This window comes from Clostridium sp. MF28 (assembly GCF_002969175.1).
GTDB classification, from domain to species: domain Bacteria; phylum Bacillota; class Clostridia; order Clostridiales; family Clostridiaceae; genus Clostridium; species Clostridium beijerinckii.
The window spans coordinates 4,181,727-4,205,615 of sequence record NZ_CP014331.1 but is presented as its reverse complement, the minus strand read 5'-3'; the positions used below and the strand labels follow the sequence as shown (position 1 = coordinate 4,205,615).

19 protein-coding genes are annotated in these 23,889 nt (G+C 31.5%); 4 read left to right on the top strand and 15 right to left on the bottom strand.

What is annotated here, in order from left to right:
* Window positions 1-118: 118 nt before the first annotated feature.
* From AXY43_RS18485 to AXY43_RS18465, 5 genes are all read right to left on the bottom strand, one after another.
* Window positions 119-2,092: a hypothetical protein gene (locus AXY43_RS18485; protein ID WP_105411937.1), complete on the bottom strand. Its 1,974-nt coding sequence runs from the start codon at window positions 2,090-2,092 to the stop codon at window positions 119-121.
* A gap of 227 nt (window positions 2,093-2,319) precedes the next feature.
* Window positions 2,320-3,159 carry a carbohydrate ABC transporter permease gene (locus tag AXY43_RS18480; protein WP_017209431.1) on the bottom strand — a complete coding sequence of 280 codons (840 nt, stop codon included), beginning with the start codon at window positions 3,157-3,159 and terminating at the stop codon, window positions 2,320-2,322.
* Entirely contained in the window at window positions 3,159-4,094 is a 936-nt protein-coding gene (locus AXY43_RS18475; RefSeq protein WP_017209430.1) for a carbohydrate ABC transporter permease, read from the bottom strand. The genes AXY43_RS18480 and AXY43_RS18475 overlap by 1 nt, the downstream gene beginning before the upstream one ends.
* Window positions 4,095-4,269: 175 nt before the next feature.
* Window positions 4,270-5,598: an ABC transporter substrate-binding protein gene (locus AXY43_RS18470; protein WP_077829036.1), complete on the bottom strand. Its 1,329-nt coding sequence runs from the start codon at window positions 5,596-5,598 to the stop codon at window positions 4,270-4,272.
* A gap of 334 nt (window positions 5,599-5,932) precedes the next feature.
* The gene (locus AXY43_RS18465) at window positions 5,933-6,754 is read right to left on the bottom strand and encodes an MBL fold metallo-hydrolase (RefSeq protein WP_105411936.1); all 822 of its coding nucleotides are present in this window, start codon (window positions 6,752-6,754) and stop codon (window positions 5,933-5,935) included.
* Window positions 6,755-7,193: 439 nt separating this feature from the next.
* Here AXY43_RS18465 and AXY43_RS18460 point away from each other — a divergent pair, with 439 nt between their 5' ends.
* From AXY43_RS18460 to AXY43_RS18450, 3 genes are all read left to right on the top strand, one after another.
* Entirely contained in the window at window positions 7,194-7,982 is a 789-nt protein-coding gene (locus tag AXY43_RS18460) for a response regulator transcription factor (RefSeq protein ID WP_077829034.1), read from the top strand.
* The gene (locus tag AXY43_RS18455; RefSeq protein ID WP_242986220.1) at window positions 7,982-9,733 is read left to right on the top strand and encodes a cache domain-containing sensor histidine kinase; all 1,752 of its coding nucleotides are present in this window, start codon (window positions 7,982-7,984) and stop codon (window positions 9,731-9,733) included. The genes AXY43_RS18460 and AXY43_RS18455 overlap by 1 nt, the downstream gene beginning before the upstream one ends.
* Before the next feature lie 336 nt (window positions 9,734-10,069).
* On the top strand, window positions 10,070-11,398 hold the full coding sequence (locus AXY43_RS18450; RefSeq protein ID WP_009172308.1) for an APC family permease: 1,329 nt from the start codon (window positions 10,070-10,072) through the stop codon (window positions 11,396-11,398).
* A gap of 88 nt (window positions 11,399-11,486) precedes the next feature.
* On the opposite strand, the gene AXY43_RS18445 is transcribed toward AXY43_RS18450, so the two are convergent.
* The 10 genes from AXY43_RS18445 to AXY43_RS18400 all read right to left on the bottom strand — a co-directional run bounded on the left by AXY43_RS18445 (window position 11,487) and on the right by AXY43_RS18400 (window position 22,139).
* Window positions 11,487-12,335 carry a helix-turn-helix domain-containing protein gene (locus AXY43_RS18445; RefSeq protein WP_023975738.1) on the bottom strand — a complete coding sequence of 283 codons (849 nt, stop codon included), beginning with the start codon at window positions 12,333-12,335 and terminating at the stop codon, window positions 11,487-11,489.
* Between the two features lie 480 nt (window positions 12,336-12,815).
* Window positions 12,816-13,220, bottom strand: coding sequence for a Rid family hydrolase (locus AXY43_RS18440; RefSeq protein WP_105411934.1), 405 nt, complete (start codon window positions 13,218-13,220; stop codon window positions 12,816-12,818).
* Between the two features lie 101 nt (window positions 13,221-13,321).
* Window positions 13,322-14,449, bottom strand: coding sequence for an NAD(P)/FAD-dependent oxidoreductase (locus AXY43_RS18435; RefSeq protein ID WP_105411933.1), 1,128 nt, complete (start codon window positions 14,447-14,449; stop codon window positions 13,322-13,324).
* Between the two features lies 1 nt (window position 14,450).
* Window positions 14,451-14,780, bottom strand: coding sequence for a (2Fe-2S)-binding protein (locus AXY43_RS18430; RefSeq protein ID WP_009172312.1), 330 nt, complete (start codon window positions 14,778-14,780; stop codon window positions 14,451-14,453).
* 11 nt (window positions 14,781-14,791) lie between these two features.
* Window positions 14,792-16,369 (bottom strand): FAD-dependent oxidoreductase, encoded by a 1,578-nt coding sequence (locus AXY43_RS18425; RefSeq protein WP_009172313.1) that lies wholly within the window; start codon window positions 16,367-16,369, stop codon window positions 14,792-14,794.
* Between the two features lie 27 nt (window positions 16,370-16,396).
* Complete coding sequence (locus tag AXY43_RS18420; RefSeq protein ID WP_023975740.1) at window positions 16,397-16,708, bottom strand: (2Fe-2S)-binding protein; 312 nt, start codon at window positions 16,706-16,708, stop codon at window positions 16,397-16,399.
* 33 nt (window positions 16,709-16,741) lie between these two features.
* Window positions 16,742-17,878: a tyramine oxidase subunit B gene (locus tag AXY43_RS18415; protein ID WP_023975741.1), complete on the bottom strand. Its 1,137-nt coding sequence runs from the start codon at window positions 17,876-17,878 to the stop codon at window positions 16,742-16,744.
* A 235-nt stretch (window positions 17,879-18,113) separates the two neighbouring features.
* A complete protein-coding gene (locus AXY43_RS18410; protein ID WP_105411932.1) occupies window positions 18,114-20,459 on the bottom strand; it encodes an ATP-binding protein in 2,346 nt (781 codons plus the stop codon).
* Between the two features lie 4 nt (window positions 20,460-20,463).
* The gene (locus AXY43_RS18405; protein WP_105411931.1) at window positions 20,464-21,507 is read right to left on the bottom strand and encodes a uroporphyrinogen decarboxylase family protein; all 1,044 of its coding nucleotides are present in this window, start codon (window positions 21,505-21,507) and stop codon (window positions 20,464-20,466) included.
* Window positions 21,507-22,139 (bottom strand): cobalamin B12-binding domain-containing protein, encoded by a 633-nt coding sequence (locus tag AXY43_RS18400; protein ID WP_084670574.1) that lies wholly within the window; start codon window positions 22,137-22,139, stop codon window positions 21,507-21,509. Before AXY43_RS18400 ends, AXY43_RS18405 begins: the two co-directional genes overlap by 1 nt.
* Before the next feature lie 410 nt (window positions 22,140-22,549).
* Here AXY43_RS18400 and AXY43_RS18395 point away from each other — a divergent pair, with 410 nt between their 5' ends.
* Window positions 22,550-23,728, top strand: a complete 1,179-nt coding sequence (locus AXY43_RS18395; protein WP_039773180.1) for an MFS transporter — start codon at window positions 22,550-22,552, stop codon at window positions 23,726-23,728.
* Window positions 23,729-23,889 lie beyond the last annotated feature (161 nt).

Below are 23,889 nucleotides of genomic sequence, written 5' to 3'. Positions count from 1 at the left end.
ATCTCTATTACTTCTTATTTATTCTCAAATCTAAATTTATTAAATATCCTGTTAACCGAAATAATTCAATCGTTTAGTAATTTAATTAATTAGAACTCATATGAATTATAAACTCTTTCTATTCGAAACATTTATCCCAAGAACATCCTGCAAGACCATCTATAATGGATCCGCTTGCCCATGGCATTAGGCAAAACCACGTACTAGCAAGTGAGCCGTCACTATATTTTTCTGATACTAACCCTTCACAATGACAGAATCTCTCAGACATCCAGCCTTTTTTCCCATAATCATATTCTTTATCATATGTGTTATAGGTCTGGCATCCCCAGCCTATTACATCCATCATACGATTTCTTACATATTTATCTTTACTGTTCTCCACAAAATACAGCAATTCGTCTACAAGATTACTTGACATTGGATGAATATGAGGATTAGCGATGGATGTCACACTTCCTCCACAGCTGGACCATCCAATTCTACTAAGTGGATTTATTTTAACAGGAGAGTTATAGCAGAACTTAAAAGAAAATTCATAGCATATTGCATCTCTCATGTGTTCTAAATATTGCTTTTCACCTGTTAAGGCATGTAGAAATCTGACTGCTTTTATGTATGCTAAAATCCCCTCAGAATCTGTAGCCTTATCTGTATCCAATGGTGCTCCATAGCATTCCATATGCTTAATGTATTCTTCATAATAATGCTTTTCACTTTTCCTTAAGCTATCTATATGTGATTTGTCTCCTGTAATATAGCAATAATATCCTAATGCGGCCATACACCATGTGCCACTAAACGAATCGTATTCAATACCAGCTCCAGTTTTCTCTGATAAAATAAAAGGATATTCTTCATCAGTATTTTTTGTCTTTTCAACTTTCATAAGAACTTCTTTTACAAATGCCATCCAATCCTCATGAAGGCAGTTTTTAAGTTTATTTTCATAATCATAAGCCTTAAGAATATAAAATAATGACTGCCCTATTAAGTAGGAACTATGTCCTGGTGTATGCATACCATCGAACCACCATCCATTAACCGACCATTTTCCATCACTATAAGCCTCATAAGGTAACCCATTAGCAGGGTTTAGGGATTTTTTAATAATATTTTCTATGCAGGATAGTGCCTGCTGACGCATACACTCATCCTCAAGCCGCAAAGCTGCCATTAACATAGGTGTTGCTACTGATAACCCATTAGTCCAAGTAATCGATATAATTTTGTTATATCTGTATCCTCCAGTATCCTTATCTTCAAAAACCTGACCAGAATAACTCAACTCTTCTGGAAGCCATGCATCTTGATAAACAGCACGGGCCAAATCAGCAACTGTCGTTCTTATATCGCTGGCATTTCTTGGATTCTGATGATAATGATAATATACCTCTTCAATCACAGCATTAACATCCAGCATTGTTTTAGAGTCAAATTCGTATAAATCCAATGTGAATTCAACGTTCTCCCCAGGCTCCAATTCAAAACAATTCTCACCTAGTGGTGCTCTTTCTCTAACATCATGTGATTTTATAAATAGCCATGGTGCATTTTCATAACCCAATGTATAACCTACAGTTCCTTTAGATAGCGAACATGTATATCCTGCATATTGATAAAATTCACCTTCAACTTCGGGTTTCCATTGCTGTTTCATTCCACTTTTACTTATGAAATATGGGCTTGCACTAAATCCGTATATTTTATCACTGTCATATACCAAGGCTACTGGATGGGATAACCTGTCGCCTCTTACCATCCACCAAGGTGAGGATGGGCGCTTCGTCTCCTCTCTAAGTCTTGGAAACTCATTAGGAACATTCTGTGGACACTCACCACGATTTCTACCATACATAAATGCTGGCATGAAATAGCGTGGATTTACTTTATTGAATGGCAATTCAACATGAATAACTCCATACCACTTTGCATTATTTTCGTTATTAATCAATACTTTTGCATGAAATGGGTTCTTTATACTCCCATTCCCGCCTAATATCTCTACAGAAGCATTTAATCCCTGTTCATGCAATGTGAGATAATCAGTATTCTCTTGTTCCTTACTTCTTGCCATCATGATAAATTCCATGTTAATTAACCTCCAATCATTATTCATATGACTGCATTTTCTATGCATATTCGCCATTTATCATTTAATACGCTCTCCCATACTTCTTAGATATTCTTATATCTTTCACATCGCTAATCGTCGTTGTTATCTAAAAAATAGAAGCTTCATTCTTTTGGTATGTCCAAAATACAAAAGCATAGCTATCATAACTTAACTATGCTTTGGTCGCTAATAGCAATAATAGCTTACCCCTTCATGCCTGTTGTAGCAATTCCTTCTACAAAATGTTTCTGAGCAAAGAAGAATATTAGTATACAAGGTAATATACTTACTAGTGCCATAGCCATTATCTGATTCCAGTTAACTGAAGCTGATGCATCAAGAGATACCCTAAGTGCTAAAGGCAACGTTAACTTATTAACACTATTAATATAAACTAAGGAATTGAAGAAATCATTCCATGTCCACATAAATTGAAATATTCCTGCTGAAAATAATGCTGGTTTACTTAGAGGCAACATAATCCTTAAAAAAATTGTAAAGGAATTACAGCCATCAATTGTTGCCGCTTCATCCAATTCTCTCGGAACACCTCTAAAAAACTGAACTAACATAAAGATAAAAAATGGATATCCGGCAAAAATTGCAGGTACAATAAAAGGATTATAACTATCAATCCAGCCTAAATCCCTAAATAGCATATATTTAGGAATAATAACAACAGCATTTGGTAGCATCAGTGTAGATATCATAAGAGCAAATAATATCTTTTTAAATGGAAACTTAAATCTTGCAAAACCGTAAGCTACCACCGCACTTGAAATTACCGTAAATAATACAGTTGGTATAACAAGTTTTATTGTATTAAGGAAAAATGTACTATATCCATATTGTCCACTTCCCTTCCATCCTTGTATATATGAATCCCATGTAAATGCTTTAGGAAGTAATGATGCCGAACCAAATAATTCATCATTACTTTTAAATGAAGCAAAGAAAAGCCATACAACTGGATAAATCATGATTATTCCGACTACTACTAAAATTACATATCTTAGAATTGTGCTTCTTGACTTTTTATTCATTAAAACTCTCCTCCATCATCGTAATAAACCCATTTCTTTGAAGATTTAAATATTATAAGTGTGAAAACTAATATTATTAAAAATAGAATCCAAGATAAGGCAGATGCATATCCCATTTTAAAATATCTGAAAGCTTCTAAATACAACTTCATTCCATATAAATAAGTTGATTGCATAGGACCTCCACCTGTTATTACAAAAGCGGATGTGAATTCTTGGAAAGCTCCAACTAATTGCATAATAACGTTAAAAAATACTATTGGTGTTAACATTGGTATAGTAATTGTAAAGAACATTCTAATTTTTGATGCTCCATCCATTATTCCGGCTTCATATAGTTCTGCTGGTATCTGTTTTAAGCCCGCAAGAAACAACACCATAGATGAACCAAACTGCCAAACAGTAAGTATATCTATTGTGAATAACGCCAAACTAGGACTACCAATCCAATCAAGAGGTGGTATTGAGAATACAGATAAAATCTGATTTATTGTACCTTCTTTCATAAACAAGAAACGCCATAATACAGATACTGCTACACTTCCCCCAAGTATGGATGGAATATAGTATATAGTCCTAAAGGCATTTATAAATTTTAATTTTGAGTTTAATATCATTGCAATCAGTAATGCAAACGCTAATTTTGCAGGAACTGATGTAAATACATATACAATTGTTACACTTAAGGATTTCCAAAACTCTGGATCCACTGTAAATATACGTATATAATTATCTAAACCAACAAATTTAGGGTTTCCACCTAAACTTAAATTAGTAAATGAATAATAAAATGATGAAACTAAAGGATATAGCTGAAAACCAAGAAAACCTAATAGCCATGGGGCTATGTATAATAATCCAGTGTATTTTTTCAATGTCTTACTTCTTTTATGGTGAAGACTACTTTTTAATTCTATTGCTGTACTTTGTTCCACGTAAAAACCTCCTACCTTTACTTTATATTAATCTCTTGCAATGCTAATTATTTACTAATAGATGAGCTCCAGCATAATATATTAATCCTTCATTAGAAACACCCAATAATCAATTTGGTTAATATCTATGCTGAAGCTTCTAATTACTACATTGCCATACATTGACTAATTAATTCTAGTTTGCAGCACTCTTTAATTCTTTTAGCTTACTTTCATAAAGTTTAATCATGTCATCTGCTGCTTGGTCAGGTGTAAACTTTTTATATGCAACATTTTCAATTTCAGTTAATAAAATATTTCTTAATTCTGAATTACTAGAAACACCATTGTATATTAGCCCTGGGTTTTTTGTTGCTTGCTCAACAGCTTTTACTGATAATGGATTTACTTTGTTTGCATCTAATGCAGCCTTTCTTGAAGCCTCTACAGGAGGTATAGATCTAACATCTCCTAAAATTTTAGCTGCTTCCTTATCGTTAAAGAAAAAGTTCATAAACTTTGCTGCTTCTTTTGCATTAGGAGATTTTTTATTAATACAAAGTAAAGTCGCAGGTCTTACTACTATTCCTGAATTCTTTGCATCTTTAGGTACTGGGAATAATGTAACATCAGCACTATCTCCTAAAGTACCAAGAAGTACACCCAAACCAGCTGCCCAATTAATAGTCCCACCAAACTGCTTATTTATCCATGCAGTATTTTGCTCTGGCTTAGATTTGAATGTAAAGCTTTGTTCTGCTGGTTGTACAATACCTTCATCAAATAGTTTCCTTTCAAGTTCAAATGCTTGAGTAAGTGTAGCTTTATCAAATCCCATTGTATAATCATCTTTTACCCATTGCTGACCAGTCTTTTGAATAACATATGGCATAATAATAAAATCTAAAAAGTTATTTTGTTCAGCATTCAATAAATAGTTATTACTATTTTGTGCATGAACTTTCTTGCCTTCTTCAATTAATTTGTCCCAATCTAAATCTTTAGTTATATCAGCATTAGCGTTTTTCATTATATCCTTGTTGTAGACTATAGTTAATGCATTTAATCCCATTGGTAGACCTTGAATTTTTCCATTAAGTGTACAATATCCATCCAAGAATTTTTTATCGAATCCACTCATGTCAATTATGTCTTTAAATTCATTTAAATCATAAAACATTTCTCCTTGTTTTGCATAATCATAAATCCAAGGGTTGTCTACTTGAATAAGATCTGGTGCAGTACCGCCGCCTAACTGAGTTGATAACTTATCCTGATACCCATCAACTCCACCATATTCTGCTTCTATCTTTACATTAGGATTTTCTTTCATGTATAAATCTATTGCTTCTAAAGTTGCCTTATGGCGCGTATCACTTCCCCACCAAGAGAATCTTAGAGTTACCTGATCTCCTTTGCTACTATCTTTACCAGCATCTTTTGAAGCACCTCCACAACCTATAAACATAGATGTGGCTATTGAAAAAGCACATAAAATACTAATGATTTTTTTTCTATTTTTCATAAATATCCTCCTAATTTTATATAGTGCTAAATGCACCAGAGATTTCACTGTTATTGCTGCAGCTTTAATGTTATTCTAACATACATGTAATTATTTACATAAGTGACCTATTATTATAAATGGTATCGTTTTAACAGGACTTTTTTATAGTTCACTTAAAAAAAGTATCTTTATCTTATAAAATACATCATTTTCTTATAATCATAAATATATGCGCTATTTAAAATGTATTAAAAATAGAATACTCACCTTATAAATACAATTCTATCATTTTAGCTGTTTCTATAAAGGCGAGTATATATTTGTGATTTTTATACTTTAAATTTTTGTAATATTACAATTTATCCTCTCTAAATACAATGGAAACATAGTCTGGAGTAACAAAAGGCTCTCCACCTTCGGAATACATAAATGCCTTATATGGATATGCTTCATTAAAATATGGTGTACTTTTAGAAACATTAATATTATTAGCACAATAGATTAAATTACTTAATAACTCTTTGCTATAGGGTTCACTAGAATGAGAGGTAAGAATAATATCAACCTCTAATTCGTTTAATTTTTTAAGGGTCTCAATATATTCACTCATTTTTCTACTTTCTTCAAGAAACATCCATACATGCTGCAATATTGTATCTCCAGAAAGCAACAGCTTGTTTTTCCTTTCAATTAATGACATACACCCAGCTGTATGTCCTTTACAATAAATTACTTCAAGTTCATATCCTCCCACATCAAAAACTTGTCCTTCTTTTACAGGAATAAAATCTATACTACAATCCATATTTATATATTCTTCTTCCCTAAAGTCTTTTGGAAGTCCTATATTTTTTTTATAATTATCTACAGTCCATTTTCTCTTATCTGACAAAAGAATATGCTTCGCTAATGATATATCATCTTCATGAATATGTATTTCATCAAACTGATAGTTCCCTCCCATATGATCAAGATGCCCATGACTGTTGACTACAACAATAGGCAAATCAGTTACGGATTTAATTACTTGTTTTAAATCTCCAATTCCATAACCCGTATCAAATAGTAATGCCTTTTTATTTCCCACAATTAATGTACAGCATATATTATTGGGATCACTTATATGATATACCCCTTCTATTATTTTCTTAATATTATAATATTCATTATACATACCAAACACTCCTATGCTTAATATCACTTATTACTAGCTATAACTTAATCGCTCATTTTTTGCAAATAAAATTAAACTATGTATTTTCTCAATGTACATTAATGCTATTCTAGCACAAATGTAATTATTTACATAAGATATCTATCATTATAAATGGTATCTTTAAAACAGAACTTCCTAATGACTGATTAAAAAAGGTATCTTTTTCTTATAAAAAGTATCTTCTTCTTATTATTAGCATCACTTTCTCATAGGTTTCAGTGCACTTGCTGTTTTGTATATGCAATTTTGGTTGTTATATGGTAAAATCTTAATGACTACTTAACCATATAATATAAGTCGTAGTCTTGCTTTGATAAAGCATTAAATTTACAGTAATTATAACATTAGACTCAATCATATGACTCTTTGAAAACATCTTGATAGGGGGAACATAATAATGTACAAACTACTTGTAGTCGATGATGAAAGTGAATCAAGAAACTTACTATGCAGCTATTTTCCATGGAATGATTTAGGTTTTGAAATTGTTGATCAATTAGAGAATGGAAAACTTGCCTTAGAGTACATTTTAAATACTCCTGTAAATGTAATCCTTTGCGATATAAAAATGCCGTTTTTAGATGGCATTGGCCTTGCAAAAGAGATATTTAATCGTAAGCTAAAAATAAAAGTTATCTTTCTAAGTGCATATAAGGACTTTGAATATGCACATAGCGCTCTAGTTTATGGAGTTAGTGATTATATTGTAAAGCCTTCAAAATACAATGAAATTTTTGAAGTTTTTTCTTCTTTAAAAAAAAGCTTGGACAGCGAATGTTCACCTAATGTAGATAAAGTTTTGGATGAGGATATAAATAATTTTAAAGACTCATCAAGTTATAACTCAAAAATTATATCATTTATCAAAAATTATGTGAGTGAACACTATAAAGATGCAAGGCTTGAAGACATTGCTGAATCAGTTCACATGAATCCTAACTATCTAAGTCAATTTTTTAAACAAAAAACTGGAGAGCGTTTTTCTAATTATTTAATAAGGGTGAAAATGAATCGCGCTGCTGAGTTACTAAATGATATAAGATATAAAACTTATGAAATTAGTGAAATGGTTGGCTATAGTAATACGAAAAATTTTACTAGAACTTTTAAAAACTATTATGGCAAGAGTCCCAAGGAATATAGAAATCAAAAAGATACTATTAATCCTAAGCCTTTTGAAAGGTGATGAATTTTTTGAATAAGAATTTTTTCAGAAAAAATTTGATTATATTTTTAATTCCTTTACTAATACCAACACTACTATTAGGCTCTTTGTCAATAGCTATTACCCAAGGATATATAAAAAACCAAATAGCTCAAAATAATACAGATCTTCTAAATCAAACAAAATCTAATATTGACCTGATTTTTAATGAAATCGATACCCTAAATATTCAATTTGATTATAATTCTAATATTGCTTTTACTTTAAAAAATGTTTTAAAAGAAGAAACAATATATTCATCAGATTTGATAAATACAGATAAAATTTGCTTCTTTCTGAATTCATTTGCTAATTCAAAACCTTACATTTATTCCATACATATTTACTATGAAAATGAAAATGGTAGGTTTTATACAACTAATAATGGTATAACAAATCTAAACAATTACTTTGATAGCTCTTGGTACAAGAACTATTTGAATCATCCATCAAATGAAAAATTATGGATAGAAACAAGGGATGTAAAGCAATATGACTTTGAAGAAAAAGAGACAAAACTTATAACAGTTTATAAAAGAATGGCTCTTAATAATGGTGTGATAGTTTTAAATATTAAAGCTGATTACATACAAGATTTACTAAATAAATCTGTTACTGCACCTGAACAAAAGATATTTATATTAGATGGAAACAATAGTGAAATTATCAGTAACAAAACTTCTAATAATATAAATAATTTTGATATTAATGAACTATTAAAATCGAATACTAATGTAATTTACTCTACATCAGAAAATAAATTTTTAAGTAAAACAATTATTCATTCTGACAGATTTTCATGGAATTATATATCTATAATTCCAGAGGATGCTTTATATTATGTTTCTATAAGATTAGGCAAATATACTATTATATTATTATTAGTTTCATTTATTTTAGGATTAATTTTAACCTTTTATCTTACTAGAAAAAATTACAAACAAATTTCGAATATTATATCAATAATTGATTCAGCTAAGAAAAATCAGACTCTTCCTGTAATTAATAGCAATGCAAAAAATGAATTTAGTTATATTATAGAAAATCTGATTACTACATTTATTGAACAAGACTATTTAAAGGTGCAGTTATCTGAAAGAAAATATAAATTAGAAAATATGGAACTTATTGCATTGCAGTCTCAAATAAATCCTCATTTTTTATATAACACATTACACACAATATATTGGGAAGTAATAAAGGCAACCGGGAGTAATAGTAAACCTATTAGGATGATAGAAAATCTATCTAGTATATTAGACTACTCCTTAACAACTCCTTGCGGTAAAGTTTCTGTTGGCGACGAAATTAGATACACTAAAACTTATCTAGATATTCAAATGATAAGATATGCAGATAAATTTGATGTATTATGGACCTATAATAATAATGTAGAACCTGTCCACACAATTAAATTATTGATACAGCCATTGGTTGAGAATTCTATATATCACGGCATTAAAAATAAAGATGGAAAAGGTAAGATTAAAATTAAAATATTACTCAAAAATAATCTATTAACACTCGCAATTATTGACAATGGCATTGGAATTGACACACAAAACCTTAAGAACATAAGAGACAAGCTTAATTTTGACGGTGAATACTCAAATCATATTGGCTTGTTTAATACAAATAAACGCCTTAAGTTAACCTATGGAGATAATTATGGTCTCCTTATAAATAGTAAATTAGGACTTGGGACTGTAATTTATATTAAAATACCTATATAGTATGGTTAAAAATTATAGAGAATTTGATTGTGTTAATTAGCTTGATATCTAAATATTTTAAAATTCCTTTAAGAACCATAGTGATTACTAAATGAATATTACTTATTATTCAACTTATCATAATATTTAGTATATTATTTAAATTAATAAATACCATTTAAATCTTTTGTTCCGAAATTTACAATCTTTAAAAATTCAAATTTGCTATTATAGCAGAAAGAAGCTTCTCACAAACATATATTTAAAAGTAATTTTTATTGGATTTAGGGCAAGGGTGCTCTGCTAAGCAGAATACCCTTGCCTTTTATAATTTGGAATATAATGGAGGCGTTTATTATGGAACATGGAAAATTAAAACGAACTTTAAAAACAAGCGATCTGGTAATTTTTGGTTTGGTATTTATGATACCTCTAGCTCCTGCAGGCATGTATGGTGTATATTTAGGACCATCTGGTGGAATGGTTGCATTATGTTATTTGATAGGAATGGTGGCTATGTTCTTTACTGGAATGAGTTACAGGGTAATGGCACAGAAGTTTCCAACAGCAGGTTCTGTATATGTATATGTTCAAAAAGGTGTATCACCCGCATTAGGTTTTCTAACTGGCTGGGCCATATTATTAGATTATTTCTTAATGCCAGCAACTGTTGTTATTATTGGGAGTATTTATGGCAATGCACTTATCCCTTCTGTTCCAGCTTGGACTTGGATACTAATATTTATCGTCTTTAGTACAGTAATTAATGTTTTAGGTGTAGATTTGATGTCTAAATGCAGTTGGATACTATTTACATTACAAATTGTTGTGATTATAGCCTTTATAGGCTGTACTATAAGACTTTTACTTAATGGAACAATTCATTTCAGCATGATTTCATTCTATAATCCTGAGCAGTTTGACTTGTCTAGCATCCTAAAAGCAACAGGTATCGTTATTCTTAGCTATTTAGGATATGATGCTATTAGTACCTTGGCAGAAGAAACTATTAATCCAGAAAAATCTGTAGGAAAAGCAATTATACTTTCGATTTTGATTATTGGACTAATATTTATTGCAACTACTTTTTTTGCAGGAATGGCTTATCCAAATTATCAAGACTTAAATCCTGATACTGCTTTCACAGATGTTGTTACCTTTGTAGGTGGAACATGGCTTAATATATTAACAACAATTACATTGATAGTTTCCTTTGGAATAGCAACAACTCAAGCTTCACAAGTTGCAGTTGCAAGAGTACTTTTTGCAATGGGACGAGATGGAGTACTGCCAAAGCAACTTGCATATGTCAGTAAAAAAACACAAAGTCCCGTAGTTGCTACTGTATTAGTAGGAATTATTATAACACCTATTTCACTGTTTTGTTCCCTTGACTTCATTACTTCAATCGTAAGCTTTGGTGCTTTACTAGGCTTTATCTTATTAAATATTGCAGTAATCAGTAGATTTTTACTAAAAAATGATGAACCAATCAGCTTACAAAAGAAAATAATAAATTATGGAATATGTCCTGCTATTGGCTTAGCAGTAACTATGTGGATTTTTATTAATCTGGATGCAAATGCACATTTAATCGGAGCAATTTGGCTGTTAGCTGGCTGCTTATATTTAGCAGGTGTCACAAAATTCTTTAGAAATCCTGTCCCACAGTTAGAGTTAAGTTAAGAACATTCAAAAAGCAAAGCAGCTTACTTATAAAAAAGGAATACTCAAAGCACCTGTTGCTCTGAATATTCCTTTTACTTTTTATTCATTATATGATAATTATTCGTTTTTTATATTCGGATTCTTTTAATGACTTTATATACATCTTAGGTGTTGTATCTGTAAATTCGTGAAAATCCTTAATCATATGAGACTGATCATAATATCCTAGATCCATAGAAATCTGCGCTAAATTAGATTCAAATATATCTTTATCTAACTCATTTAAAGTACTTAATAAATATTGAAACCGCATAAGTTTACAAAATACTTTCGGAGATAATCCAAACTCCTCCGAAAATGTCTTATTTATATATCTAACTGAATATCCAGTTGCCTCTGCAAGTTCATTAATTTTAACTTTTCCTGCTGTCTGCATAATGTTGTTCAGCATATATTTCTTTAAATCTTTGTATTTATTTATTTCATTAAAATTAGCATAAAGCTTTATATATCTTTCTAAAAACACCTGTATCTGATAATTGAAATCTCTACTTGAAGTAACTTTTTCAAACAATTCGTTATCTTTTATCACTTCTAAAAATGGGATTTCCTGTTCAACCAAGTCTGACATGGTGATATTTTTGAATTTAAATGGGCTTCCTGGTAAAAATCTTACTCCAAAGAAGTATTTATTTTCACTATTATGAGTCAAGGTTGGACGAAGAACTGTTCCACATATATGTGCATATGGAACCTTATCATCACAACAGAATAGGATATCAATACACCCATCTGGTACTGCGATAAAAGGTCTTTCTATAATATCTTCTTTTTGGAAGCAGTAGAAATGAGAAATTCCATAATTCATTATAACTGCCTTATAATAATGAGATGTAGTCATTACAAAATATGGCTGCTTAGGCCTAATAATATTTCCTTTTGTTTCCCCCACCATATCTCCTTCACTCCCCCTTTTTTCTTAAACAAACTAAATTTACTTTAATTTGTAAAATCATCTTTTAAAAGTATAATTAATAGAAAGTCATATATGTAAATTCTGATCAACTTTCATCTATCGTTAAAATTTTTTAGAATCCCTCAAAAAATCACATTAATAATTATTAATCATTCAACATATAATTATTAAATTTTAAAAACAGATATTTATATCAACTATACATTATTTATTTTATATTGAGAATACATTTTTCATGGTTATATAGGAATAAATTTATTCTCAATTCTATATATTGCAATAATAATTTTACATTTTGAAAAATTTTGTAAATGTTTAAATTATATCTATCAATTAAACTTTATGATTTGTTAATTACAACATATATATATTCATCAAATAAATCATTGTAAAAAAATAGCCAAGTAGATCTCCTTGGCCATTTAGACTTGGTATTTTCTTTCGTATTTCTAAGCTTTCTTATTGTTCATTAGTTATAATTACTGCATCCATTTCTATTTCAATTAACTGAGAAGGCCTATTAAGCATAGGAGTACCAACCATTGTAAAAAGCGGTTTGATATCATGAAAAATCTCTGAATAAGCCCTTGCAATTTCAGCTCCATACTTCATATCAATTGTATAACCTTTTATTCTAATTACTTCTTCTTTTTTAGAACCCGATTTCTCTAACAATTTTACTAACTTTTCTAAAATGTATTTTGTCTGCTCATAAGCACTGTCTTCACCATAAACTGTGCCGTCAGGCTGTACAGAAGTAGTACCTCCGATATAAACAAATGGACCTACTTTTACCATTCTAGAATATCCTGTTTTTTCTTCTAATGGAACGCCTGATGAATAATTTGTTCTCGTTAAATCCATATTAATTCTCCTTCTTTGACACTATTTACAAAAAATCTCATACTGAAAAATTAAACTATATCTTGTAATTACTAAATAATTAATCTTTTATTATTTGATATCTAAATTTTAGCTTTAAACCTATCATAACGGAAAGCACTTATATCAAGAGTAGTTCCATTTCCTTCTACCATTTCTGATAAGAGCATACCTACTGTTGGAGATATTCCAAAGCCATGACCAGTAAAGGCACAGGCAAGGATAAGTCCTGGTACTTCCTCTACATGACTTATTACTGGCACGTGATCTTTACACTCATCTATCCAGCCTGCCCATGTACGAACTATCTTGGCATCTTTCAAGTCTGGAAAGTACTTCATTATTCCTCTACATATACATGAAGCTGTAATACTTGCTGTAGTTGGTGTTCCATTATCCTTATTAAGAGCTTCATAACCTGATGCACCTCCAAATACAAAGGAACCATGTTTACTTTGATGTCCATAAAAATCCGCTTCAGCAGTACCAAGCATTTGGTAAAACATTGGCTTTTGAGCTTCTGTAACAAGAACTTCTAACAAAACTTTATTCATTGGAATATCTATCCCAACTGTAGCAGCTATCCTTCGGCTTTCATAGCCTGCTGCAAGAATTATATGATTTCCTTCATATACATTATTCTTAGTTACTACCTGCCTAGCTTTTCCTTTTATTTTTCTAATTTCAACAGCTTCTTCTCCTGTAATAAAACGAGCACCTAATTCTCTTGCTTTACGATAAAAACCTAAAGTTGTAGTCAAAGGATTAGCATGTCCATCAGTAGGACACCAGCTTGCACCTATAACTTCCTCTGAAAGATATGGATTAATTTTCCTTACCTCATCTCCAGAGATTATGTTTACCTCAAGTCCACAATCCTGAGCATTCTTTGCAAGATTAGTCAGTATCTTCATATGCTCTACTGTTTTACCTAATCTTAAATTACCCTCTTGATAATATTCTACATCGACTCCTAATTCTTCTGAAAGATTAGGCCAAAGATTTTTTATCCCATACATGGCAAGTGGAAGTTCTCTCTTATCACGTCCTGATTGACGAACTCCTCCGCCATTTCTTGTTGAACCTCCATCTCCGATACTGTCACCTTTATCGAGGACAATAACAGAATGGCCTTTTTTTGATAAGTAGTATGCTGCTGCATTTCCAATTACACCACTTCCAATGATTATTACATCTGCACTGTTTTTCATGCTATTTACCTCCTACTTGTTCATTTCCGAAGACTTCCATTTCTATAGGTCTCATAGGTGCACGTGATACTGCTGGTTCTAATTCTAAAGGTGATATTTTAAGTTCTCTTGCTACAATCCCCTTAACCAATTTACCGCAGGTTTGTCCCTGACAAAGACCCATACCTGTTCTTAAATATCTTCTAATTTCAGTTATGGTAAACATACCATCATGTACTGCTTTTCGTATTTCACCCTTTGTAATTTCTTCGCAGCGGCAGATTATCATATCATCGTCAGGCTGCGAAATAAATTCACCTATATCTCTTGATCTATCATTTACTTTACTCATAATCTTACCTCCTATGCCTGCTTAAAGAATCTTACTTTCATTCCCATTTCACTTGGAACCTTTATTGTTAATAAGTTTGTGTTATCAAAGGCTTTAACAGATTTAACATCTACTACTTCCACTTCACATGCTTCTTTTCCACTTCTATCGAGTCCAATGCCTTTTGCACCTTTTTCTGGCAGCGGTAAAAATTCATAAGGAAGAGTAACTGAAGTATAACCTTCTTCAAAATCTTCATTCACAAGAAAAATTGATTGTCCAGAACAAGATGCAACGCACATTCCACAGCCAATACATGTTGATTCTTCATCGACGACTGGAAGAGAGGTAATATTTATTCCAATCTTGATACAGCTTTTAGGGCACGCATCTTGACATGGATTACAAGGAATATTTTGTGAACATTCTATAACTGGATGTATTCCCTTCATAGACTTAACCCCTGGATATTTTGTCACTTCTTCATCAGTTAAATATCCTTTCTTAAGAAGATTTTTTGAAACCTCAAAGCCTTCATCTGTTTTTTCAATATCTTTTCCTTTATTTTCTGGACCAAACATACCTTGTCTTAAACTAGATAATGCCTTTTCCAATTCCTCTGCCTTTTCTTCTAATTCTTCTTTCTCAATAAATCCTAATCTATAAGAAGCTGCTACCCCTGCAATTCTTCCTTCTATCATAGCCGAACTTGCTTCTTCAATTCCTGAAACATCTCCTGCTGCAAATATTCCTTTAATTGAAGTCTCACCATATTCATCACAAACAGGAACATACCCACCTTTTTTAGGATTTTCCTCCATGATGCAGCCAGCCATTTTAGTAAGCTGGGACATAGGAGAAAGTCCTACTGCAAGGCATATAGTATCAACATCAAAATGTTTTTCTGTTCCAGGTATTATCTGCCAGCTGCTATCAACTTCACCAATAGTAACTCCTGTTACACATTCTTCACCTTCTGCTTTGATTATAGTGTGAGATAAATAAAAAGGAACTCCGCATCTAGCCACCTTAGCCGCGTGAACCCCATATCCACCGATTCTAGGTGCCGCATCTACTATTGCAACTACTTCACAGCCTGCTTGTCTAAGTTGATATCCTACAACTACTCCAACATTTCCGCTGCCAAGCATAAGAATTTTCTTTCCTGGTTGTACTCCATGAAGATTCATCATTGTTTGGGCTGCACCTGCACCAATTACTCCTGGAAGTGTCCATCCATCGAAAGTAACCATATTCTCAGATGCACCTGTTGCAATTATTACTGCGTCTCCTTTATAATGAATAACTTCATCATCTATCTTTACAGTAACTTCTTTATCTAAATAAAGACCAATAACTATAGCATTCAAAACAACTTCTACTCCCGCATCATTTGCTTCTTGTAAAAGCTCTTCACCTATTTTAAAGCCTCTAATTTTTGCTCTATGCTCTTTTGATCCAAAGAACTTGTGTATTTGCTTAAATAGTTGTCCACCAGGCTTAAAATTTTCATCAAATACAACAACCTTTAGTCCTCTTTTTGCTGCTTCTATAGCTGCTGACAGACCCGCTGGCCCTGCTCCAACAACAATACAATCATATCTTTTCATACGAATACCTATCCTTTCATAAAAATTTTATGCTTCTTTTTGGGTTGAAACACCATATTGCGTTTGAACCTTCATACCTTCTACAAGAGGTGTTACACAAGTTCTTACATTTGGCTTACCATCAACTACCATTACGCAGTCTGTACATCTACCAATAGCACAGAATATGCCTCTTGGTGATCCTTTTTTAGTATGTCTATGAACTAATACACCCGCGGCTCTTAGCGCTGCTGCTATTGGTTCTCCTTCATATCCTTCAAATGCTTTCCCATCAAATTCAAAATTCACTAAACGTCCTTTATTAGGCTCACCTAAAATTGGATGCTTTTCAATTCTCATATAAAGATCTCCTTTCAACTGTAATAATTAAACTTAGGCTAATTGTGGCTCATCCCAAAGATTTAGCTTAGTCCCAATTCCTTTTTCAATAGCATTTCTATAAACTATAGTCCCCCATGCAACATCTTCTACTGGCATACCACCAACTGAATAAATTATGATTTCATCTTCCTTGCGATGTACTGGCACTTTACCAATTAATACATCACCTAAATCATCAACTTGTTCTTTGCTCATTTTACCTTCTGCAATTAAGTCCATACAGTGTACTGCTGGAATTGGAATAGAATTATATGCTGGGAACTCCATTTCTTCTTCCCAAGCTTCGTACAATTGAATATTATCTGTAACAGTTCTTGCTCTATTTAAAATAAAATCATCATCAAATCTTGCTGCTGCTGGACAACATAATACTGCACCTGGTTTAATCCATTCTTCATTTATATATGGATATTCATTTATATCACCCGTTGGACTTGATGTAGCAATATGCACAATATCACAATCTCTAACAGCATCTTCTATTGTGTCTACAACAATGATGTCTTTAATTTGTGGATAATCTTCATTAAGGTACTTTATAAATCCATCAATTGATTTTTTACTTCTTCCTTTTATTTTTACAGTTTCAATTTCCGATCTAACAGCCATAGTTGCTGCAAATGCTGTTTTACTCATAACCCCTGGTCCAATAATTCCGACAACCTTTGAATCTTCTTTAGCAAAATATTTCACCCCAACACCAGGAACTGCACCTGTTCTATAAGCACTTAAAATATTTGCTGACATATATGCAATTGGAGCGCCAGTATCTTTGTCATTTAAAGTTAACATAAGTATTGATCTTGGAAGCCCCTTATCTCTATTTTCTGTATTTGAACCATACCATTTCATTCCGGCCATATCAAACTTACCGCCTAAATAAGCAGGCATTGCCATAAATCTTCTGTCTGGACCATCCTTAGGCATATTAGGGAATGGTGATTCTTCAGGGAAAACCATCATAACTCCGTGTGAATTTCCATTAGGCCCACCCATACGATAATCTCCAATTTTTAATAACTTGAACATTTCTTCCATGGCCTCTACACATCCAGCCATTTCTTTAACTCCAGCCTTAATCATATCGTCTTCATTTAAATATAAGAAATCTATTTTTGTTTCGTTCATATTCTCATTACCTCCTATAAATATAATTATTTTTTATAAAAAAAGAGATCTAACTTCTTCTTTGAAGCTAGACCTCTTTGCCTTTCTTGTATTTAATATTACTTTATGAACTTAAAATAAAATTGTAAAAATCGGAACTAATTAATAAGTACTCAATTATATTAAAGCTTACTTTTTGCAAAACACTAACGATTTAAAGAGTGATGGCCAAAGTGGCACATTGTTTATAAATGCTTTATTTGTAACTGTTGCTATACTTAGTAATAACTTCTTTAAGTTTCATAACTTCAATTGGTTTACTAATATAGTCATCCATACCTGTATTAATACATATATCTCTATCTCCTCCCATTGCATATGCTGTCATTGCGATTATAGTAATATGTTTACAAGTTAACTTTTCTTTTTCCCGAATTATTTTTGTAAGTTCAATTCCGCTCATATCTGGCATCTGAATATCCATAAGAATTATATCAAAATCCTCATTTTCAAGTATATTCAATGCTTCTAATCCATTTGAAGCTATTTTTATTTTCCACCCTGCAATATTACATAATTGATTCATAAATCGCTGGCTGATAGTATCATCTTCAACTTGTAATATCCTAGTTTCTAAATAAGTCTTGTTATCTATACATATTTTTTGAATATTTGATGATTCCCTACTATCAATAGCAATATCAAACAAACAAGTAAAGTAGAATGTACTTCCTTTACCATAATGACTTTCAACAGATATTTCTCCCCCCATAAGCTTAACGATATTTTTAGAAATGGCAAGCCCCAGACCAGTGCCTTGGAATTTTTTTGAAGCCGATATATCTAACTGTGTAAAATAATTAAATAATCTCGGAATGTCTTCTTCCTTAATTCCAATCCCTGTATCTTTTACAGAAAACATTAGCTTCACTTTATTCTCTTTATCCTCAACTTTATCTACGGATACTTGAATTTTACCTTTTTCAGTAAACTTAATTGCATTTCCTATTAAATTGCTTAAAACTTGCATTAATCTACCCTTATCTAATATGATTTCATTCGGTAAATTATTGTCAACAATAATCTCAAGCTTCAGTCCTTTATTCTCCGCTAAATATGTAAATAAATTTCTACTTTCATTCATTAAATTAAATATGTTTATACGTTCTGGCTTTAGTTCAATCTTGCCTACATCCATTACTGAGAGATCAAGTATATCATTAATAATCTGAAGAAGATGTTTTGAAGAAGTTTCAATCATTTTTACTATGTCAATTTGCTCATCTGTCAACTTTGAAAATTCCAATAAGCTAGTCATTCCCATAATCCCATTCATAGGTGTCCTTATTTCATGACTCATATTTGCCAAGAACTGACTTTTAGCTGAGTTTGCTCTTTCTGCTTCCTCTTTTGCAGCTTTAAGCTTAGTCTCAGTTAACTTATGCTCTTCGATTTCTTCTTCTAACATACAGTTTGTTTTTTCAAGGTTTCCATTAACCTCCAACAGTTGAGAAGTACGTTTATCAACAAGAACCTCAAGCTCATTATTCAATGAAAGAAGTTCCTCATTTGTGTCAATTAATTTCTCATAAATCTTTGAATTAAAAAGCATTATTCCTAGAATTATCATGATTGTTTTTGATAAATCTAAGTATTTTTCCATATAATTAGGAAACATAATATCTTCCACGTCCATATAACCCATTAATTCATTATCAAAAGTTATCTTAAAAATAAATCCTGCTCCTGAGGAAGTAAGAAAATAATTTTGCCTAAATTTTGAATTGTCGATATCATATAGTTCACTTTTATACAACTTCTCTTGATGGAAAACTATCTCTCCCTTTTTATGTTCAATTACAGGAAGAAATGCGAGATGCTTAGCACCGGTCAACATTTCAAATAAAGTAAAAATATTCTTAATCAGGTCTTCACGTTTTAAAAGTGTTGCTTTTTTTTCAAGAAAATCAAATACAAGAGCATAATCAGTGACTTGCTTGTTTTTTAAATTTAAAATGTATTCTAGTCTATTAACTTTCCAATTTTTATATGAATTATTTATAGTGCTTGAAAAGCAATCCAAACCTACATCTATAATTTCATATTCCATTCCTATATATTCTGAAAACTCTATTAAATCAAGTAAGATATTGCTATATGCGCCACTGTCAATAAGAACCACCTTTTTACAGTATTCTGAAAAAAATTCACGTGCAGTTTCTTGATTAAATCCGTATATGTCCATAATAATATGCTTCCATCTTTTTAGCCAACCTGGTGTAGTCAAATAATACCCCATTGAAGAAAGGTAATTTATTAGATCACCTCCAGCCAATAATGAAAGACATGAATTAAAAATACTTTCACCAGCAAGATTCTCATCTCTTCCAGAACCCTTCTGAGTTGGCAGCAAAATAACTGAGTCACTGCAATAAGCTGATTCAATAAGGCCATCATATAATTTCTGTCTTTGACGCTTGCAATTTATACAATCCATTGAATAGTATTTAAATTCAATCTCTTCATTTTTCAAAGCGCCTCGCGTACTCTCCACTTCAGCTTTGAAACTTTCACAAATTAAAATACATAGTTTATCGTTCATATAATCACCTCCAATTTAATGGATATCTTCCCCACTTATTTACACTCTCTGATATTTCATAAAGAATATCCTCACTAGCCTGATAAGGAATGTCTCCTAAACTATCACACAAGATAAAGCCACCACCATCTCCAGCTTTTCTTATTGCTTCCTTAACATTTAATTCAGCATCAGATCTAGTCCATCTGCACATTTCTATGCCATTTAAATTTCCAAGTAATGTGGCTCTTTTGCCGACTTTCTTCTTCATTTCAGCTAGATCGTCAGTATGGCTTACTAGAATAGCTTTAATCCCAGATTCAAGGATTTCCTCAAGTATTGAGGCAGAGCTTGCCGAGGACGTAGCAATGGCTACATCACTTTTAATAGTGGGTATTGTTCTCTTTGCAGAAAGAAATCCAGTCTTTAAATATATGCTTTTAGGAATAATTGAAGACACAGACATAGAATCTATAGTCGTTATAAAGGATGCACCTGCCGCCAATTGCATATTAGCCCATTCAGTGCAAAACCTTTCATTGATTTTTATAAGATGCTCTAACAACTCTGGTTTTTCATAAATAAGTTCAATATACTTATCAAAACCCATTTGAAGAATAGGAAGTGAAAAAGGTGATAACACACCCCCAGCAATAGGGACGGACATCCCCACTTCCTCCTTCAGTATGGATATTGTTTCAAGACAATTTCTAAGAATTTTTGAATTTTTAACATCTGGTGGTTGTAATTTTAAAATATCGTCAAAGTTTTTTATTATTGGTTCACCAGCATTAGGAGGTCCTGCTTCATTGAAAATAACTTCACTTCCAAAAGCTGCATACTCATGAGCAGCAGAATAAAATGGATTCAAACAATCATTGTTGAATTTTTTGAGAAGCATCATTTGTCCCCTTGCTACATTTTCAGGTTTACTAAAATAGTTTTTAATAGATACATCTAAAAATTTTGCGCAGTAATGTGTACACATTAAAAACAATGGAACCTTGTCTGGTTCATGCTTACTCATAGTTGTCAACACTCTTTCCATAGAAGTATACCTTTTTTCCATTAAGAATCCTCCTTCATCCATTGTTCTATAATAGGAATATTATCGGCTGCACTTTTTCCCATTTTATCTGCACCCACCTCTTCCCAAAGAGTGCTGTCCATTAAAAAAGGTGCCCCCCCAACTAATATTTTAATTGAAGGATCCTTTTCATGAAGCATTTGAGATATTTTCTTAATTTTTAAAGCAGATGGATACATTAATACTGATATCATAAGTATTTTTATACTATCATCAGTGACTCTCTTTATTATTTCCTCCGGTCCACTTATAGAACCATAGTCTATAAGGTCAAAACCACTTGACCTCACAACGGCACTTACGATTTTCTTTCCAAGAGTGTGATAGTCCTCAAGAGTAACTATTGCAATCGGCTTTGCATTCTTAATTATGAAGTTTTTTTCCTCCAAAATAGAACTTGCAATTTCCTCACAAAGCCTGCTGCTCATATATATCTGTGATAAAGCTACTTCTCCTCTTTCCCACTTTTCCCCAATTGAAGTCAAGGACTTAACTATATACTCATCAATAAAATCAATCCCATTTTTTTCAGCTAAAAAATGTTGAAGAATTTTATTAACTTCTAACTTATCGTAATTAATCAAAGCCTTTTCAAACGCCTCCCAATTCATCATTTAGCTCCCTTCTTTATTAAGTAAACTTTTTAATTTCACTTAATATTTTCTTGTTACTTTACACCATAGTTTTATGTTAAGAAATATTTATGTCTAAATAATTTAAAATTTTTATATGAATGTTAGTGGATTTTCTACTTAGTTATGTTAAAGAGTAATTGAATTATTAATAAAACTATTATACTCTTTATTATTATATTTTAACATTATTTGCATATAAGTTCCTATTAATTACAACTTAAATTCCTTATCCCCACTTTTGGGTACTATTTAAATATCAACTTAAATCTCATTAGTTATGAGTAAAAATTTTATTTAATTCATCAATCAAATTAGTTGCACAAGAAACTAATTTATGTTATTGTTATATTAGTTGCAAAGGAAACTAATATTCAAAGGAGAGAACATTTATGGAAAAAGATATACAAAAAGATAAGGTTCTTTGGACAAAAAACTTCGTTATTATAAACATAATAAACCTCTTAATATTTTTTGGATTTCAAATGTTATTACCTACACTTCCGCTCTATGCTAAAAAACTCGGAGGGACAAACTCTATCATTGGATTAGTAACTGGAGCATTTGTAGTATCTTCAGTAATAATTAGGCCAATCTCTGGATTACTTCTTGATAAGTTAGGCCGACAAAAGGTGTTTTTAGTTGGATTATTTATTTTTATTATATCAGTATTTTCTTATTCAATAGTTCCATTTATTAGTGCAATTATTATGATACGGTTTATCCATGGCTTTGGCTGGGGAGCAGTAAGTACAGCTTCTAATACAATTGCTTCGGATAATATCCCAAATGATCGTTTTGGAGAAGGAATGGGATATTTTAGTCTGACAAGTAGTTTAGCTATGGCAGTAGCTCCTACAATTGGACTATTTGTGATATCAAAATATAGCTTTCAAGCTCTATTTTTAACATCTACTATACTAGCCGTGCTTGGAGGTATTATTGCTTTTAAATTAGAATATAAAAAAATTGAAAATAAAGAACAAACTAAAATAAAAGCTTCATTGTATGAAAAAATATCTATAAATCCTTCTATTATAGTATTTTTTGTAACAATAACTTATGGTGCATTAACCAGTTTCTTACCTCTTTATGCTTCACAAAAAGGCATAGAGAACATTGGAATTTTCTTTACAGTCTATGCAATATCCTTATTTATATCTAGACCAATATTCGGTAAAATAATAGATAAATTAGGTTTTGACTATGCAATTATTCCAGGTTTTATATGTGTAATTATATCTATGTTGCTGTTATCTGAGTCTTCAAATATTAGCATGTTTTTAATCGCCGCATTTATTTACGGAATAGGCTTTGGTGCAACTCAATCTACTTTACAGACAATGGCCATGGTTGGAGTTCCACCTTCACGTCTAGGTGCTGCCAATGCTACATTTTTCACTGCATTTGATTGTGGTATAGGATTAGGCGCAGTAATTTTAGGAGTAGTTTCATCAAACGTTGGATATGCTCAAATGTATCTGTGGGCAAGTGGAGCTGCTATTATAGCATTTATTCTTTATTTCATTATTGGCAGAAAGAGAAAACCTCAATTACAATTAAAAAAGTAGTATTTTACCTTAGGATTAGTACGTAACACAAATTCTCAAAATGTATATTAATCACATACAAAGTTAGCTCTGCGTTTTATCAATGGCAGAGTTTTCTTTTTCCAAATAATATAATCTATATTTTAAAATACCAATTCATAATTTCAAAAAATATATATCCT